The 17910-nt window shown below is 48.7% G+C and carries 7 protein-coding genes, 2 tRNA genes and 10 pseudogenes; 5 read left to right on the top strand and 14 right to left on the bottom strand.

Going from position 1 to position 17910, the window contains the following annotated elements; all coding sequences use genetic code 11:
* Positions 1-36: 36 nt before the first annotated feature.
* The 3 genes and pseudogenes from CS369_RS21510 to CS369_RS21500 all read right to left on the bottom strand — a co-directional run bounded on the left by CS369_RS21510 (position 37) and on the right by CS369_RS21500 (position 3109).
* Positions 37-1322 (bottom strand): annotated as a pseudogene (locus tag CS369_RS21510) (FAD-dependent oxidoreductase).
* 75 nt (positions 1323-1397) lie between these two features.
* Positions 1398-2348 (bottom strand): electron transfer flavoprotein subunit alpha, encoded by a 951-nt coding sequence (locus tag CS369_RS21505; RefSeq protein WP_196908635.1) that lies wholly within the window; start codon positions 2346-2348, stop codon positions 1398-1400.
* Positions 2349-2364: 16 nt separating this feature from the next.
* Positions 2365-3109 (bottom strand): annotated as a pseudogene (locus CS369_RS21500) (electron transfer flavoprotein).
* Positions 3110-3702: 593 nt separating this feature from the next.
* On the opposite strand from CS369_RS21500, the pseudogene CS369_RS21495 reads away from it, so the two are divergent.
* Positions 3703-4612: pseudogene (locus tag CS369_RS21495) on the top strand (AraC family transcriptional regulator).
* Between the two features lie 54 nt (positions 4613-4666).
* Here the strand turns inward: CS369_RS21495 and CS369_RS21490 are convergent.
* The 5 genes and pseudogenes from CS369_RS21490 to CS369_RS21470 all read right to left on the bottom strand — a co-directional run bounded on the left by CS369_RS21490 (position 4667) and on the right by CS369_RS21470 (position 10444).
* Positions 4667-5815 (bottom strand): acyl-CoA dehydrogenase, encoded by a 1149-nt coding sequence (locus CS369_RS21490; protein WP_196908634.1) that lies wholly within the window; start codon positions 5813-5815, stop codon positions 4667-4669.
* 14 nt (positions 5816-5829) lie between these two features.
* Positions 5830-7425, bottom strand: a pseudogene (locus CS369_RS21485) (acyl CoA:acetate/3-ketoacid CoA transferase).
* 76 nt (positions 7426-7501) lie between these two features.
* Positions 7502-8261 (bottom strand): annotated as a pseudogene (gene aroD, locus CS369_RS21480) (type I 3-dehydroquinate dehydratase).
* 75 nt (positions 8262-8336) lie between these two features.
* Positions 8337-9203: a quinate/shikimate dehydrogenase gene (ydiB, locus tag CS369_RS21475; RefSeq protein ID WP_196908633.1), complete on the bottom strand. Its 867-nt coding sequence runs from the start codon at positions 9201-9203 to the stop codon at positions 8337-8339.
* 131 nt (positions 9204-9334) lie between these two features.
* A pseudogene (locus tag CS369_RS21470) lies at positions 9335-10444 on the bottom strand (MFS transporter).
* A gap of 623 nt (positions 10445-11067) precedes the next feature.
* On the opposite strand from CS369_RS21470, the gene CS369_RS21465 reads away from it, so the two are divergent.
* Entirely contained in the window at positions 11068-11967 is a 900-nt protein-coding gene (locus CS369_RS21465) for a LysR family transcriptional regulator (protein ID WP_196908632.1), read from the top strand.
* A 39-nt stretch (positions 11968-12006) separates the two neighbouring features.
* Here CS369_RS21465 and CS369_RS21460 read toward each other — a convergent pair.
* From CS369_RS21460 to CS369_RS21445, 4 genes and pseudogenes are all read right to left on the bottom strand, one after another.
* Positions 12007-13254 (bottom strand): annotated as a pseudogene (locus tag CS369_RS21460) (MFS transporter).
* 454 nt (positions 13255-13708) lie between these two features.
* Positions 13709-14222, bottom strand: a pseudogene (gene aroL / locus CS369_RS21455) (shikimate kinase AroL).
* A 69-nt stretch (positions 14223-14291) separates the two neighbouring features.
* A pseudogene (locus CS369_RS21450) lies at positions 14292-14586 on the bottom strand (DUF1870 family protein).
* Positions 14587-14984: 398 nt separating this feature from the next.
* On the bottom strand, positions 14985-15212 hold the full coding sequence (locus CS369_RS21445) for a hypothetical protein (protein WP_196908631.1): 228 nt from the start codon (positions 15210-15212) through the stop codon (positions 14985-14987).
* A 109-nt stretch (positions 15213-15321) separates the two neighbouring features.
* Between CS369_RS21445 and CS369_RS21440 the strand changes: the two genes are divergently transcribed.
* The 3 genes and pseudogenes from CS369_RS21440 to CS369_RS21430 all read left to right on the top strand — a co-directional run.
* Positions 15322-15395 (top strand) — tRNA-Cys (locus tag CS369_RS21440).
* A gap of 6 nt (positions 15396-15401) precedes the next feature.
* Positions 15402-15488, top strand: a tRNA-Leu gene (locus tag CS369_RS21435).
* 192 nt (positions 15489-15680) lie between these two features.
* Positions 15681-15984, top strand: a pseudogene (locus CS369_RS21430) (Arm DNA-binding domain-containing protein); the annotation flags it as partial.
* 279 nt (positions 15985-16263) lie between these two features.
* Here the strand turns inward: CS369_RS21430 and CS369_RS24245 are convergent.
* Both CS369_RS24245 and CS369_RS21425 read right to left on the bottom strand, forming a co-directional pair.
* The gene (locus CS369_RS24245; RefSeq protein WP_244665169.1) at positions 16264-16479 is read right to left on the bottom strand and encodes a hypothetical protein; all 216 of its coding nucleotides are present in this window, start codon (positions 16477-16479) and stop codon (positions 16264-16266) included.
* Positions 16469-17173 (bottom strand): LysR family transcriptional regulator, encoded by a 705-nt coding sequence (locus CS369_RS21425; protein WP_244665168.1) that lies wholly within the window; start codon positions 17171-17173, stop codon positions 16469-16471. The genes CS369_RS24245 and CS369_RS21425 overlap by 11 nt, the downstream gene beginning before the upstream one ends.
* Positions 17174-17910 lie beyond the last annotated feature (737 nt).

Raw genomic sequence — 17910 nt, 5'->3', positions numbered from 1 at the left:
AAAGCCGCGCCATTCAAGGCGTCGTGCTATTTCAGGCTATGCAGAAATGATCACTCCCCCACATTTGATGCCATCTTTCAACAGGTTTATCAGACCGACCTGTTTGGCGCACTTCATGATTTTTGCTCGCACCGGCACGTTCGGGCCGCCATCAATAATGAACAGATCACTCATGATATCGGCCACCATGCGTGGGTACTGGGTGAACATGCGTGGGTTTTCCATCATGGCGGGCACTTTGCGATAATGGTGCATATCACGCAGCACGAAGCTCTGTTCCAGGGTGCGTTTGTATTCCATCAGGCTGCTGGATGAGAAATCCTGGCGCTGCTTTGCGGCAATCGCGGTGTTGGCTGCTGCCTGTGCAGAGGCGATGGCCAGATCCATACCGCGCACGGTGTAGCCCAGATTGAGGCACAGGCCAGCCGCATCGCCGACAATAATCACGCCGTCATCCACCAGGCTGGGCACCATTTCAAGCCCGCCTTCCGGCACCATGTGTGCCGAGTATTCCAGTAACTCTCCTCCCTGAATCAATGGGCGGATCGTCGGGTGTTGTTTAAAATCTTCCAGCATTTGCGGCACACTTTTGCTGGCGTGGGCGATATCACCTAAACCGCAGACTAACCCAAGCGAGATTGAGTCTTTATTGGTGTAGAGAAAACCTGCGCCCATCAATCCGTTGGAAGGCGAACCGGCAAACAACCAGGCTGCACCTTCTCCCGGCGCCAGGTTGAACCTGTCTTCGGGGTAGGGCAATCAGCTCCTTCATGCCGACCGCATAGTGATGAGGCGACGGGGGGGACCATGCCAACGGAGCGGCCCAGCAGCGAGTTCACTCCGTCAGCCAGGATCACCACGTTCGCCTCCAGCGCATCTTCTCCTGCCTGCACGCCGGTGACTCTGTTGCCTTCGCGCAACAAGGCATCGACGCGTACGCCGGGAATAAACTGCACGCCAGCTTCTTCGGCTTTCTCCATCAGCCAGGGATCGAATCGGTTGCGCAACACGGTATAAGAGGCTTTGGCCGGGATATCCAGTTGTTCGCTGTGGTAATCCATCGTGACAGCACTTTCGTCAGTGAGAAAGGAAATTTTTTCTCGCGTGACTTTGCGTTCAACCGGGGCCTGTTGCGCAAACCCAGGCATGATGCTTTCCAGACTGTGGGCGTAAAGGCGTCCACCGGTCATATTTTTACTGCCCGCGCTGTTACCGCGTTCGATGACTAATACATCAAGCCCGGCTTGTGCCATGACATAACCGGCGACGCAGCCCGCAACCCCGGCACCGACGACGATGGCATCAAATTTTTCTTCCGACATGGTTCCTGCTCCCTATCCCGCCACAGTGGCGTGGCGGGATACGTGCTGTTAACGAAAAGACCAACAAATGAAGGATTACCGGGTCAACTGCTCAACCAACGCCGGGACCACTTTGTAGATATCGCCGACTAAACCGTAGTCGGCGTATTTGAAGATCGGCGCATTCTTGTCTTTGTTAATGGCGACGATGGTTTTTGCCCCGTTACCGCCCACCATGTGCTGGATTTGGCCGGAGATCCCTAATGTCAGGTAAAGATCGGATTTCAGCAGCACACCAGAGACACCGATATAGCGCTCGCGCTCCATCCAATGTTCCCCTTCCGCAATCGGGCGTGAGCAGCCGACTTCCGCGCCCAATACCGTTGCCAGGTCTTGAACCATGCGTAAATCTTCCTGCGACACCAATCCACGGCCCACGCCAACAACGCGTTTGGCCTTGCTCAAGTCGACACTACTCAACGATTTAGCGCGGCGTTCAACACACAGGATTTCCTGACGCGGTGCAACATAGTTAGCCTGATAAACCGGGCAGTCAGACGGTACCGTGGCTGTCTCGGATTCGACGGCACCCGGTGCCAGCGTAACAATGGCAATCGGGGTATTGATCTTCTCTTTGCCAAACGCCAGTCCACCGTACATGCGATGTTCGGCAAACAACGCATGCTGTTCTACCGTCAGAGTGGTGACGTCGTTGACGACGGCGGCATCGAGCAGCACGCTCAAGCGGGCTGCCAGGGCCTTACCGCGCTTGGTGGCTGCCAACAGAATCAGCGTGGCGGGATAATCCGTCGTTGCCGGTTTTTCGATCAGAGATGCCAGCGTTTCGGCATAGTTTTCGATACGCTGCTGCGCCGTTTTGCCCAGCACGTAGAGCCCCTGAGCGCCGAGTGGTTTAACGGCAGAAACCTGCGTGTCATCTTGCACAACTGCGTGAACCTGCTGTCCCCACTGGCGTGCGCCCGTCATTAATTCACTGTAGCGCTCAACGTTATCGCTGAACACCCATACATTGGTTAATTGACTCATGATGATATTCTCCGGGTTAATTCAGCGCTTTTTTCAGGTGTTCGGCCAGTTCGGCGATCGCTTCCGGCGAATCGCTTTCCAGAATGATGTGTTTACGCTCCGCCTGCGGTGGTACGTGGATCTGCTTCAGCTCGGTGTGGGGGGCAGTGCGCTGCCAACTGATATCGTCGGCTTTCCATTGGGTCACTGGTTTTTTCCCCGCACCCAGAATAGCCTTCATCGACGGAATTTTTGGCGCATTAATATCTGATGTCACGCAGAGCACAGCGGGCAGCGGCAGCTCAAGAATTTCCACTTCTTCTTCCAGCGTGCGCTCCACGCGCACCCGGTTATCCAGCAGCTCTACCTGGCTTACGGCATTGACGGTAGGCAGTTGCAACATTTCACCGACCAGCAGCCCAGCCTGCTGCGCATAGAGATCGCCGGATCCTTCGCCGAACAGCAGCAGATCGAAGCCAATCTTACGGGCCGCAGCCGCTAGCACTTGTGCAGTATCTTTGGGTAGCGCGTTGTCTAACTGTGCATCCTGTACAAGGAACAGTTCATTGGGGCCGCGCGACAGCACATCTTTGCGTACTTTGGTGTTGTCCAGCAGGCTGCCGCCAACGCTCAGCGCCGGCCAACTGTGTGGCGGCCTCGATGGTGTTCAAATCAAACTTGCTGATTTTTGCATCGGCGCGGTCGAAATTGAGCGTGCGTTTGGCGGTAACCACAATGTCTTGCTCTTCGGGCACCAGCTTGAAGCAGGTTATTATTTTCATGGCGTCTCCTATTGGTAGTTCGCAGGCGGGGCATCGAAAAATAATATCGATGTGCCTCAGAGAGATATAAAAATTTTATGGGAGTAGTGTGCGGGGGATAGGGGTGAAAAACGACATGATAATATGTTTTAGTTACCAACAATCTTGCAAAAAAATTGTGCGCAACGGCAGATAAATGTATTTCATGACCTATTGCTTATGCGACATTGCCTTTAAACATTACGTTGAAATCGGCTACCGCGAATTCACACTGAAAACACTGAGTGAAAATAAGTTGTGACGTGCATCATAAATGCGAGGCTTTTTTTAATTGGAATTATTAATACGCTCATTGAATTAAGAAAATATCAGTGGATTGTGAATGTGATGTTTTGTGTATGTAGGCAATGCGTATTTTAAATCAGAAAAAACACACAGTGTAATGCGTTAAAAAAGTGCGCTTTTCAGGCTAAACAATCGAGTGATGTAATCTTGCATGATATGCAAACAATCTTGTTTTGCGCGGTTAAAAACGTGATATACAGTACAGGTCGTTGCGCTACTTTACCCCTAAATAATTGGCTCACACCTTACTGTTCTCCGTGGAGGTTGTCATGTATCAGCGCTGGTTTGACAATAATACCGATACCTTGTTTGAAAAGGGAATGACGCCCAAATTGTCCCGTTTTGTGATCAGCGATGACCCAAACTGGGAGTCTGGCCACCATGTGCATGATGCAGAAACGGAGCTGATCTACGTGAAAAGTGGCGTAGCCCGGCTTATCATCGATTCGTCCAATTATGTTGCACAGACTGGCGATAATGTGGTGGTCGAGCGTGGCCGATTGCATGCCGTCGCCTCCGATAATGCGTCCCCGGCAACCACCTATACCTGTGCCGTTTACGGATTTAAATTCCGCGACAGGGATGAGAACCAGATCATGCAGGCCAATTCCTGCCCGGTGGTTTCAGTAGTGAAAGGAAAAGAGGTAATAAAAAGTATATTTCACGAACTAGGAGTGATGTTACCACAGAAAAAACCTTTTATCATCAACGATCTACAATGCTTTTGGTTATACTTTGACGGCGTTGTTTTATGAAAATTTTAAAAACGCCTACCGTTCTGAATCCGGTTATATTCTCAAGGAAGTGTTGGTGAAAGATATTTTGGTTTATCTCAATAACAATTATCGGGAAAAGATAACCTTGGATCAGCTCGCTAAAAAGTTCCGTGTCAGCGTCAGCTACATTTGCCATGAATTTACCAAGGAATACCATATCTCTCCTATCAACTATGTGATTAAACGTCGGATCACCGAAGCAAAATTTTCGCTGACCAACACTGAGTGCAGTTTGAACGAGATTGCCACCCGCGTGTGGTATGACAATGTTGATCATTTTGCCAAATTATTCATGCGCCATGTTGGCTGCTCACCGAGCGAATACCGTAAGCAGTTTAAAAATAGTCTGAATGGATTGGAGTATATAACGGAGTTTGGTGAGAGCTCAGAATTGCTGCTGTGATGCGAATATCGGGTTGAGACTCCCGTGTGAACGAGAGTCTCAACCCGTCAGTTATTAACTTTGGTAATCTTTCAGAATCTGCCGTCCGGCAATATAAATCATGATTTCATCAGTACCGCCGCCAATCCTTTCGCAGCGCACGTCACTCCAGAAACGGGATACACGTGCGTCATCCGTATAGCCCAGCCTGCCCATGATTTGAATGGCGTCATCGATCACTTTCAATGCGGTTCGTGCGCAATAAAGTTTGCACAATGCAGCACTGGTGCGTAATGACAGTTCCTGATCCGCCTGCCAGGCACATTTCAGCACCATATTACGCATGTTCTCGATTTTGATGGCCATCAGCGCCAGCTTCTCCTGGATCATCTGGTTATGACCAATCGGTTTGCCAAAAGCAATACGCTGGTTGGCATAACGTGCGGCATCTTCAAAGGCACATTCAGCAAAACCGGTACTGCGCGCGGCATTGATCAGGCGTTCCATTTCGAAATTGTACATCACGTTCAGGAAGCCCATGCCTTCTTCACCTACCATGTCGCTCTCTTCGACTTCGACGTTATCGAGATAAACTTCGCAGGTGGTCAGCATATGCCAGCCGATTTTGTGCAATGGGTTGATTTTAATGCCGGATTTATTGGATTCCACCCACCACAGGGTAAAGGCTTTTTTCGGGTCTTGCGGTTCGGGATCGCGTGCCAGCACCAGCATATAAGGGTACTCTTTGCCACCAGTGATAAAGGTTTTTTGCCCGTTGAGATACACCTTGCCGTTTTTACGCGTGTAGCTGGTGGTCGCGCTGCTGTTGTCCGAACCTGCACCCGGTTCGGTCAGAGCCAGAGAATAGGCCGGATCGCCGGTCGCCAGTGTACTCTCAGCGGTTTTGCGTAGTTGCTCGGCAGAACCAAAACGACGCATGCTGTGGATGCACTGACCGTTAGTGATCAGGAACGCCGGTGCGCCATTTTTAGACATTTCCATCAGTGCCAGCATTTGGGTGACATAATCCGCCGGAATGCCGCCAAATTCTTCCGGTACGCCCAGTAGGGAAATGCCGTTATCGGACAGCGCCCGCATAAACGCTTTCGAATAAGTACCGGTCTGATCGCAGGTTCTGAAGTACTCTTCCGGGAAATCACTGGTGATCAATTCCCGAATACTGGCAAGCAGCAGTTCTTGCTCTTCGGTTAAGGCAAAGTCCATCGTTTTTACTCCTGTTATTGTTCAGCGTCTAGCAATACGAAGCCCATCACGTCATCGAAAAAGAGGCGTGTATCCATCAGTTTTAAGTCAGGCGAAATGACCGGGGTAAAGTCCATCTGTGCCAGAATGTCTTTTTCCAGATCGACGCCGGGCGCAATCTCAACCAAGTGCAAACTGTCTGCTTTTAAGGTGAAGACGGCGCGTTCGGTGATGTAACGCACGTCCAAACCGCGTTCGAGTGCAATTTTTCCGCTGAACGTGATTTCAGGGATTTCCTGAATAAATTTTTTGACTTTCCCTTCCTGCACGATCGTCAGCTTGCCGTCACCGACATCGGTTTTTAGACTGCCTGCCGTCAGGGTGCCGCAGAAGATGATCTTCTTCGAGGTGGCGCTGATATCGATAAACCCGCCGGTGCCAATGATCTTGCCGTTGAATTTATGCACGCCAACGTTGCCGTGTCGGTCGATTTCAGCAAAGCTTAGGTAGCACACATCCAACCCGCCGCCGTGGTAAAAATCGAACTGAGAGGTCATGTCCAGAATGGCGCGGGTATTGACGTTGGCGCCGAAGGCCACTCCTTGTGTGGTGATCCCGCCGATAGGACCGGTTTCCACCGTCAGCACAAAGTCATCGGCACAGCCCTCTTCGCGAGCCACCAGGCCGATGCCGTCGGCGATGCCGACCCCCACGTTACCCACTGCACCTTTTCGCATCTCGAACAGCGCGCGGCGTGCCACCAGCTTGCGTTGGTTAAGGGGGATGGCCATTTTGGCGCTGTCATCCAGCACAAAATCACCGGAGATAAAGCGGCTGACGGGGGCACCGCCGTACAGCTGGGTTTGCGTTGAATCTACAACGACAATGTCGACCAGATAGCCGGGAATACGCACCGATTTAGGATGCAGCGTGGCCTTTTTAACCATTTTCTGCACCTGCATCATCACGATACCGCCGTTGTTGTGCACCGCTTGCGCAATCACCAGCGCATCGAGATACATCACTTCATCTTCGAAAGAGACGTATCCTTCGCTGTCACAGGTGGTGGCGCGAATAAAGGCGACATTCGGGGCAATGGCTTTGTAGAACAGGTATTCCTGATTATCGATTTCGACTAGCTTGATCAGTTCGTCTTTGGTTACTTCATTCAGCTTGCCGCCCTGTTGACACGGATCGACAAAGGTACCAATATCGATATTGCTCAAAATGCCCGGCTGGTGAGCGGCAAAGGCGCGGATCGCTTGCGTCAGCAGCCCTTGCGGGTAGTTGTAGGCGACGATCTTGTTTTGTTCTGCCAGATCGGAAATACGCGGTGACTATCCCCAGTGACCGCACAGCGCTCATTTCACCAAGCCTTCCTGTGCCAGCGAACTGATGCCGCGCTCGGCGCGATCGCCTAACCCTGTTGGGCTGATCAGTGACAGGTCGCGCGGTGACTGCGTGGCTTTGTAGCGGTCGGCGAGGGCGGTAATTAGAGAGCTGGCTTCCAGAATGCCGCCACCAGCGCCCAATACGCACAGGGTAGCTTCATCGGGGATGTAGTTAACCGCATCCTGTGCGGAGAGCACAGGTACTCGGCCATTAATTCTTTTCGGTTTTTCCAGTTTCATTGCAACTCCTCGTGATAAGCAAATGAACGTGCGCTGCTCCTGGCAGCGCAAACGGCTACAGCCGCGCGATTGCTATTCAGGATTGGTGTAATACCGTCAACACGGCGCGCAAATCTTTAACGGCAATTTGCCCTGGGGCAGAGGCCTTTTTCAGTGCGCCAAAGGTGGCGGCTGAACCAAACAGTTCGTCGGAGAGACGGGAGATAACACCGGTTTTTGACATGGACATGGTGATGATCGGGCGGTCAGCGTGCTTCTCATGCATTTCCAGCGTGGCGGCCAGCAGGGTGAGAACATCGTCTTTGCTCTGCGGCATCAGAGCTATTTTCGGGATATCGGCACCCAATTCTTGCATCTTGCACAGACGTTTAACGATCTCTTCTTTCGGTGGCGTCTTGTGGAAATCGTGGTTGGACATGATGATTTTCACGCCGTGAGCATGCGCAAACGCCACGGTATCTTTCACCAGCGCATCACCGGTAAACAGCTCCAGATCGATCATGTCGACAAACCCGCTCTCCACTACCGCCTTGTTCAAGGCAATGTAGGCCTCGGCAGAAAGCACTTTTTCCCCGCCTTCTTGCTTGCTGCGAAAGGTAAACAGCAGGGGCTTGTCGGGGATGCAGTCACGAAGCGTGCGCACCGCCTCCAGCACGCTGGCAATGGAGGACACGTCATCGAAATGATCGGCGCGCCATTCCAGGATATCGACGTCGCCGTCTTGATAATGGTGGGCTTCTGATTTGATGGCTGCGATGTCTTTGCCCATCAGCGATGACGATAATTTTTGGTGCGCCTTCGCCAAACACCCGATTTTTTACGGTTACGGTTTTCATGCTTTTCCCTTACGTCATCTTTTACCACACGGTCTGATAACGCGGCGTGAGGAATACGCCGCGTACCAACGTGTTTTAGGCGTTAAAGCCCATCACTTTTTTGATGTGTTCCAGCGGGAACTCTTTACCGGTCCAGAGCTTGAATTGCTCAGCCCCTTGCCACAGCAGCATGCCGTAGCCATCAATGGTCTCGCAGCCTGCATCCATGGCCATTTGCAGCAGCTTAGTGATGTGCGGGTTGTAAACGCATTCCGTGACCAGCAGTTCAGGGCGTAGCATGGCGATATCGCTCACGACGCATTGGTCTTCCAGCGGTTTCATGCCGATTTTGGTGCCGTTGGTTAGAATATCGGCGTGCGCGATGGCGTCGGCGAAGGCCTTCTGGTTCGCCAAATCACTGACGGTGACGGTGCAATCAGTGTTGTCATTCACGCGTTTGGCGAAGGCAAGTGCCTGTTCGTAGAATTCATCTTTACGGTTGAACAGTTTGATCTCTTTGATGCCTTCAATTGCAGCCTGGGCACCAATTGCGGTTGATGCTCCACCCGAACCGACCAACACCATAGTTTTGCCCTTAATATCAAAACCGCTTTCTTTGATGGCGCGAATATGCCCAGTGCCATCGGTGTTATAACCACGCAAATACCCGTTATCATTAAAAATGGTATTAATCGCACCGACCAATTTTGCAGCCGGTGTTAATTCATTCACATATTGGCAGGCTAATTGTTTATTTGGCATAGAGACACCAGTGCCACGCATTTTCAGCGCTTTAAGGCCTTCAATCGCTTTACCGAAGGTGGTGTTGTCCACCTCAAAGGCTATATAGGTGAAAGGCAAACCCGCTTTTTCTAACGCCTTGTTTTGCATTTCCGGCGAAAGGCTGTGTCTGATGGGATAAGCCATTAATCCAATCAGTTTATATTTTGCGGTAACATCCATTCTAAACTCCTTACACAAGGTAATAATAGGTGGTGCAGTTATTCAGGCAATAGGCGGGCGCATATCGTGCAAACTGTCGATTGCCGTTCTGTTCAGTTTTTAAGATCAATATTCACATTCTTGTGACGTCGTTATTGAAAGAAACGTTCGCCGAATCGTAAATCGGTTTGCGGGATTTTGAACACTTTGTAGTAGCGAATAAAAACCACGATGGCAGTAACAAAAGCCAGCAGGGCAAAAGCAATATCCAGCAAAATAATGTATTGCAGACCGATTTTGGAAAGGTATGCAGTAATTAGCGGAATTAAGAAGTTAGCCAGGCCACCCATCATCATGTAAAAGCTGGTGACTTTGGCTTTGCTTTTTGGGAAAAATTCGGACATGACAGAAACGCCGAGCTGCAATATCCCGCCTGCGGCTGAAAAACCGATAACAAAGGCGCCCACATTACACACCAACGGTGATGGGTAGAGATAAATAATCGTGGCGGTGATCACCGAAACCCCGGTATTAAACACGTTGGCCCACACCGGGCGTACCATACTTTTTAACAGCAGGGCGAAAATAAATACGCACACCAGTGAACCCATGCTGTAATACGAGATGGTTTTCAGCGCATCGGCTTCCGCCATACCGGCAAAGGCCATGGCATATTTGGGCATCCAGACTACAATGACGTAAAAGGTGGAGAATGCGGCAACGCCAAAAATAATAGAGGCAACCCCTTACAACCAGGCGAGCGGCTTGCTGTTCATCTGCGGTAATTCTTTGGCAATGGTGGCATCCACCAACTGGCTGGGGAACTTGCTTTTTAGCAGCAGCAACGATACCAAGACGAAGAGAACACCAGGGATGATCATGGCATAGCCATACCAGATGTGACTGAGCAGCAGGTAGCTGACCAGCATCGGGTATAACATCTGGCCGAAGGCGACAACCAGATTTGGGCTGGCAGGAATACCAAAGAAGAACAATATATATAAACTGACGCCGAGCAAGATGACTGAGCGGCGGCCAAATTTGTCAGAGATCACGCCAAAGAAGAGAATACTGACCAATCGACCTAAGCCAATACCCGAAATCAGATATGCAATACCCGCATTATCGGTACCAAATTTCTCCGCAAGGGATGTCATGTTTTGTGCCAGCGTAATAACGCTGACGCCATGTAAAAAATAACTGAGATAGATACCGACGACGGCTAATAAGAAGGGCGCATTGAAGGCCTTATTCTGGCTCATGCTTTTCTCCACATTTCGTTAATGATTCTGCTTGTTGTTGATATTTTTCATAACCAGGGATAGCGGTTTTTGTTTTTCCTGACCTTTTGTATTTCAATGATTGTCGATACTGCGTGAGATATTTTTTATTCTCGTTATGTAATGTATTAAACGCGGATAATAATAAATACGTAATATGCCGTTTTAGTTGCCAACTTTATTGCTGTGCAATGTGAGGAAGTGGAGAGATTAGATGTTGATGAAATGTTTTTATTTCACAAGAGTCCTACAACAGCCTAGTCTGGAAAAAGGTGGTCGTGCATCACATTGTGTTCACAGTGAGACGCTATTTTGTGATCTGACAGGCCGTATTATTTCCTCAATTTATCAGGCGGCGTATATATGCTATAACGCAGTGTCATTCCTGTCCGATTTATGTTTTTACTCATTAACAATTGCGTTACGCTGCGCATTTTTGTTGCGCTGACAGACGTACCGCTTATATTGCACGGCACCGAAACAATGTTGCATTGCCCTTGTTTGACGGGCAGTTGCAACAGTAAAAGCGGGATATGCTGGCAGTAGGAACCCACCCATATCACTGCGTGTAAATGATGCAGTGATACCTTGCCAAGAGGTCGGTCATGAATTTAAAACAGCTCCACTACTTTAAACGCCTGGCTGAAAAGCAGCATTACACCGAAGCGGCTTCAAGCCTGTTTATTACGCAGCCGTCGCTCAGCCATGCCATTGCAGAACTGGAGAAAGAACTGGGTGTTATGCTGTTTGAAAAATCGGGCAGGAATGTACGCATTACCCATGCGGGCAAGCTTTTCTTACCCTATGTGGACAATGCATTGCTTGAACTGGAGAATGGCAGGCTGGCGCTGCGCCAGATGTGTGGCCAGCAGGATGACGTGATCAGTCTGGCATTTATCTACACCATGGGCGAAACCGTGGTACCGCGCCTGGTCGATCGTTTTGTCCATCAGCCTGGTAATGACAACAAACGCTTCTGCTTTTATCAGGGCACCACGTCAGCGTTGGTGGAAGATATGAGGGCCGATAAATACGATATGGCTATTTGCTCGCTGGTGGCGGATGAGAATGAAATAGAGTTTTTGCCGTTGATAAGCCAGGAACTGGTGCTGGTTACCTCTTGCCAACACCCACTGGCACAGCAAGCGAAGGAAGACATCTCGCTGGAAGAAGCCATCGCCTATCCGTTTATCTTCTTTTCACAGAAAAGCGGGCTGAGTCAGTTTATCGATAAAATGTTTATGCAGAAAAAGCTGATCCCGGAAATCGCTTGTTACGTTGAAGAAGATACTGAGATGGTAGGATTGGTCAGCGTCAATTATGGTATTGCCGTGATGCCGCGCATCAGCACGCTCTCTCGCTCGGATCTGCATGTGGTGCGTATTCGCGATCCCGGCCCAACGCGCTATATCTATTTGGCTACACGTAAAGACAAAATGTTATCAGCGGCGGCACAGGGATTTAAAAAGTTTGTCTTTACCGCCTGCCAGACCCTGCGATTTTAGCGCTTAACGCCTCTGGCGCATGGGCACAGAGGCATGGTATCAGGATGGACGACGCAGCGCACCGTCAACGCGCAGTCCATCCTCTGGTAGAAGGTTGTCGCGCGTTTTCCGATTACGGTAGCCGATAAACAGCGCCAGCAAGAAACCGACGGCAGCAATCCCGGTATCAAACCACATAATGCTGGCAATACTGGTTTGTGAAAGCCTGGCGGTGATGAGAGGGATCGTGAAGGTGGCGATACCGCCTGCGCTGTAGTAAATCGCGGTAGATTTGCCTTTGGCATGGGGAAACCGTACCGCCATCAGCGTCAGCCCCAGTTGCAACACCCCCCCGCAGCGGAGAAGCCAATCACGAAAGAAAACACGATAACAGTGTTTGGACTGGGATACAGGCACACGCCCAGTAGCGCCACCAACGAAATAAACGTGTAGAGCATCAACAGCGAGGTGGAACTGACGGTTTTTCTCACTAATAGGGCGGAGATCACCACACAGAGCAGAGAGCCGACGGTGTAAATACTGAGCAACTTGATTGACATGGTGTAACTCATGCCTGCCACAAACTGTCCGTATTGTGCCAGCCATTGACTGATAAGGTAAAACGTTGCCATGGCGATGTAGCCATATAGCGTATAGCTGGTGAGATCCACCAAAGAGCAGGCGTGTTGCGTGGTGGTGCGTACCACTGGGGCTTCGGCAGCCAAGGTTTCCCGCACCACTTTTCCCGGATGTGCCGGGGAAAGGATAACGGAACAGGCAAATGCCGTTGAGCAGCATAATGCCTGCCGCGATGATAAACGACCAGCCAAACCACAGATCTGCCCAGACCAACAGGCTGATGATCATGGGCAGCAGGAATTGCCCACTGGAGACAAAGGCCTTAATTAAAATGTTGGCAGTGCTGGGGGAGGAGGGGAATGCTTCCATCAGCGATGGGTAGGTGCCGGAATCGAGGAAGCTGTTTGCCATCCCGGCGAGAAAGCCAAAACAATAGGCCGCGGCAATGCTTTGCGAGCCGAGAATGCCAAAGAAAAAACCGAGATAGCATACCATTCCCAGATACACGAACGGTTTACGGCCAAAACGGTCGGATAACATCCCAGCCAGTAGCAGCAAACTCAGTCTGCCAATACCCAGCGATGAAACGACGACAGACACCCCTGCGGCGTCGGTTTGCCATTGTTGCTCCAGGTGTGGCATGTTCAGGCTGATTAATATCACACCCATGCCATGCACCAGATAATTGAGATATAATCCGAAGGCGATTGGTATATATTTGTTTTTCATAGTTAGCCTTGTGGGAAAATGCCTAGGTGAAAAAAAAACCCTGTTGTTTTCCTGCCCTGATGTGTAATACCAGTTTTATCTTGGTATCCTGTCGTGTTCGATTGACATAACCTACAGATTTAAGGCCGGTTTTTAAGTTATTCGATGCTAACAATCCCTTCGGGAAATGAATAATTCCTTTTTTTATTAATTCATAGATTGTTTCTATCGGCATACCTGATAAATGTTATTGATGTTAATTTTTATGTTTAAAACCTTGCTATACCTTTCTATTTATTCAATGAAAAAGAAACGGATATGTAACACATGGTAGATGATGTGGTACTCATTAAATTCTCTTGAGGATAATTGTGATTTTCTCCCGAGCAATAAGATCGTTAATTTGTGATTTATCTCGCAACCAGCGAGTAGAGGGTGGCAAAAACATACATCGCATTATCTCTGTTGCCAGATGTTATAACGAAATGCAGAGTGCGTAAATTTGTTGTAATACCTCATGTTTCTCTTTATTAGCATCAATGACGTAATGTGCACTTTCGTGATAAAGGGGATCGCGCTCTTTAATAATACCAGTGATCTCTTCTGTAATAGACAAGCCAGTGAGTGAGGGACGCTGGCTGACCGCTGGGTTTGATTTCAGCTGTGCTACTACGGTTTCGGCAGAGGTGGCAAGATAAAACACAATGCCTTTATTTTTCATATAAAAACGGTTTTTTTCCGAAACCACCATCCCGCCTCCCGTTGCTACCACGGCATCACGTAACATAACGTCTTCGAGAATTTGACTTTCGATATCGCGGAAACGATCCCAGTCTTGCTCATCAACGATTTGTGCGATGGTTTTATTCGTTTTTTTGTACCAGATCGTCAGTGTCAATAAAATGCCGATGTAGCCGGGTTGCCAGTATCTTCCCAACGGTTGTTTTACCGGATGCCCGTGGGCCGACTAAAATAATCGAATGAGTCATCTATTATCCTTAACATAACCGTTCCAAGTTGTGTGCGTAAAGTTCAGCGGCGACAGATTGGTATATTTTCTACTCAATATAATCACCTTCGGTATAAACGGTACGAAAGTCAGCATAATCTGGGAAAAAACGCATAGTATTATTCCTGATGCGATTATTGATTTTTTCGATGATTGCATCGAGTCGTTGCTTACGTTTTTTGTTCATCAGCATTAGTGTGTCAATAATCTCTGAAGGTATTGGCTGCGAGCCACTTTCCCATAAACGCCAGGTTTCGCTTTCAAAACCGTTAGCAATATAGGTGGCCGCTTCATCAACACTCATAAAAAAGTTGGCGTAAGGCTTGTAGCTCTAAAGGATTCATCATAATGCGACTCCACAACGCAACGAATTATGCTGTCAGTAAATAACATTATTGCTTATTTACCGGCTTGATTATTGTCACACTATTTTGTGCAACATTGTTTATTTGCCGTGTCATCCAGGTTGGCGCGATCTTTGCTTTGCATTGTGCCAGCGCTGTGATAGCCAGACTCAGCCAAGAGGGAGAACCGGTGCTTGATTGATCAATTCTGGCGTGGGGTGAACAGCCACAGGTGTTCAATATGGCATAGACGACTTTCTTGGCAACTTTCGTGCATAGCAGGCGCTACGCTGTTCGCGATGATTGAACATAGCACTTAACCACAGCAACGGTTAATGACGGTGGCCCTGTCGACATCACTGAAATTGCTGGTGCAGTATCAATCATAGTCGCCAGGTTTACTGGTGGTGGCAGATGTTGTACGCTTTTCTCGCTGTCCGACATTGCCACTGAGTCAGGATAATGATGTTACTGCGGTCTAGGCTGGTGAATATTTGCCGACTAAACAGCCGTTTTGCTGCTAAATGCAGCGAGATTTGTAAATAATGAGCGGCCGTGGTGAGCTTTTGAGCGTTTGGTTTTATCCCGGCGACAAAGGGCTTGCCATCAGCACGTAACCGGTCCATAATAGCGTCCACTCCTGAAACTGAAATGAAAAAATCTTATTTAATCAATGGTTTATAAGTGAAAGCATATTGATATGACCTGAAGTATCGGGTCAATAGGCAGAATAAAGGCGCGTTGGCAGAGTGGCCATGCAGCGGATTGCAAATCCGCCTACCTCGGTTCAACTCCGGGACGCGCCTCCAATTTTCGCCCGGGTGGTGAAATCGGTAGACACAAGGGATTTAAAATCCCTCGGCGTACGCGCTGTGCGGGTTCAAGTCCCGCCCCGGGCACCATCACCACATCAATGGACGTCTATTTTTTTGTCTAAAATCCACGAGTTACAGGCTTTCCCTTCATTCCTTACTCTCCCGGTATCAATACAATTCTATCGACATCAATTTGCGTGTGCGGGTACAAATACGGGTACATTTCGGTTCAATAAACCTTTGTACCCGCTACATCGCTTTTATTGAAGGAGCTGCATGATGGTACTCACGGACATGAGGGTACGTTCAGCAAAACCGGAAGAGAAGGCCTATAAGCTCACCGATGGCAATGGGTTATTTCTTCTGATACACCCCAACGGATCAAAATACTGGCGCTTGCGTTATCGCTTCAATGCAAAGAAAAGATGCTGGCATTGATCCCAACGAGCACAAGAAGGCAGTTAAAATTCAGCAGCTCTATACTGAACAAACCTTCGAGGACGTGGCCCGCGCCGGGCATGCCGACAACAAGAAATGGTCGGACGCGCATGCGGCACGGATCCTGAAAAGCCTGAGCGACAATCCCCCATTCTTACGACAAAATTATCTTCTATAGTGAAAATAGGAGATCTGACAATTAATCTATCCGGTATCCCGACTCTCGGACATAACGTTTTACCACCCACAACGGTAACAGAGATCCCGCTGATAGTGGCAATTGACCGCCCGGCATTAATATCCTCTTTAATGAAACACCTGAACTGCAATCCAAAATCGATAATGTAATCCGATGGCGCCGGATGGGGGCAGGGTGAAAGATATCCAGTACAGGATGTTACGGAAAAACAGGGTCATCGCCGCACTACACCCCTCTTGCAAGAAACGCTGTACAAGCCACATTGATTTCGTCCATTAGCGCTTTGGCTAAGGGGGTTAACCCCAACTGCTGTTTGTAGATCAACGTATACTCGGCATCAGGCAGGTTTTTTTTGATAGGAACGATCGATACGATATCTTTGATGTGATCAACGTTGAGAATCGCTTTGGGACCAATAAACAGATAATCCTCATCGGTCACCAATTGTCATTGAGTCACCATAAATGATGCGAGAGTGAGCCGGCTTGCCATTGGGGAAAATATGTTTTTCGAGCTCCTTGTAGTATCCCGTTCTGGCATTTGGGAAATACCATTTACTCCCTTGCAATTGGCTGAGTGTGGTGCAGCCAGCTAAGGGATGTCCATGCCGTGCCATAATGCAAAACTCTGCCTTAATGGCATTCTCGATGAAAAACTCGTTCATTGATATTTCTGGTGAAGCAATGCCAAGGTAGAAATCTATTCTCCCTAAGCGTAACGATGTGATCAGTTCAGATAATTGTCCTTCTATAATGGTGATGGTGGCGTTCGGGTGTTCTTTTTGGAATTTGTTGAGCAAGCCCGGCATGATGCTGAAGGCTGGCAAATGTGAGCAGCCAAACACAACGGAGCCTTGTGATATTTGGCTAGCCTGATGAAGTTCATCAACGGCCCTTTCCTGATCGTTGAGCAGCATCGCCACTCTGGGTTCAAAAATGCGACCCATCTTGGTTAACACCATGCCTTGAGGCCCACGGGCTAACAGGGTAACGCCCAATATTCTTTCCAACTCCTGAATACTGCGTGTCATGGCCGGTTGAGTTTGAAACAGCGCTTGTGATGCCGTTCTGATGCTTCCATAGCGAATGATTGCCTGAAAATTCCGGAGTTGATTAATTTTGGGAAGCTCTTTCATGGGGCACCATCAGCATTATTGAACGCGTCTTTTCTAAAGTAGCCGGATTTTTGGTGTTGGCAACAACGCATTGAAAAAACGGTTTCATTGACCATGTCAGGCTGAAGACGCACCATTAAATACCACGTATTGCGGACAAACGACGGCCGCGCTTGCCGTCAATCACCTCCTGTTCTAACGTGCAATACAACCCTTGTGTAGAACGTTGTTGGTAGAGGATGGAAACTCGTACACATGTTCATACATATGGTGGGGGCGAAACCGTGATTACGTACGTTTAAATAAAATATATTAACCAAAATAGGCGAGAAAAAAGAGCGTTTTTGATTTCAGACTTCGGTATTGGAGCCACTACACCCAGTGATTGTAGTAAAGTAATTTTTATCACCAATAATGAAATGGCATCACCAATAAGAAATGATTATTTATCAGGCTATTCGGTTTTATTCTTTAAGCGATCACTCATGATGCAGTGCCTTGATGAACGCAATAACAGGGTAAGATGAGCGTGTTTTATCACTTTTTGGTCTTTTTATGGGGTGTGGTGCAATGTAAATTTGTTTTTAATTTGAAAGTTTTTATGTATGGTTAAAATGACGATATAGCATTAGTTTATTACTGATAAAAATTACTTCCTTTAACATGCTGTCTGGTGGGCTTTATAGTGAATCTCGCTAAATAACTTTGCGTAATAGTAGATCACTTGAAGGGAACTCAGTCCGACTTGCGCGATCTGA

It is taken from the genome of Candidatus Symbiopectobacterium sp. 'North America', from assembly GCF_015762685.1.
GTDB lineage: Bacteria > Pseudomonadota > Gammaproteobacteria > Enterobacterales > Enterobacteriaceae > Symbiopectobacterium.
Note: the sequence above shows the minus strand (reverse complement) of the source record. Positions and strands in the feature narration are given on the sequence as shown.

Excerpts from the sequence above, each read along its gene's own strand:
- CS369_RS21490 (WP_196908634.1), bottom strand. The coding sequence starts at position 5,815 with ATGGACTTTGCCTTAACCGAAGAGCAAGAACTGCTGCTTGCCAGTATT.
- CS369_RS21505 (WP_196908635.1), bottom strand. The coding sequence starts at position 2,348 with ATGAGTCAATTAACCAATGTATGGGTGTTCAGCGATAACGTTGAGCGC.
- CS369_RS21445 (WP_196908631.1), bottom strand. The coding sequence starts at position 15,212 with ATGGACCGGTTACGTGCTGATGGCAAGCCCTTTGTCGCCGGGATAAAA.
- CS369_RS21465 (WP_196908632.1), top strand. The coding sequence starts at position 11,068 with ATGAATTTAAAACAGCTCCACTACTTTAAACGCCTGGCTGAAAAGCAG.
- CS369_RS21425 (WP_244665168.1), bottom strand. The coding sequence starts at position 17,173 with ATGAAAGAGCTTCCCAAAATTAATCAACTCCGGAATTTTCAGGCAATC.
- ydiB (WP_196908633.1), bottom strand. The coding sequence starts at position 9,203 with ATGGATGTTACCGCAAAATATAAACTGATTGGATTAATGGCTTATCCC.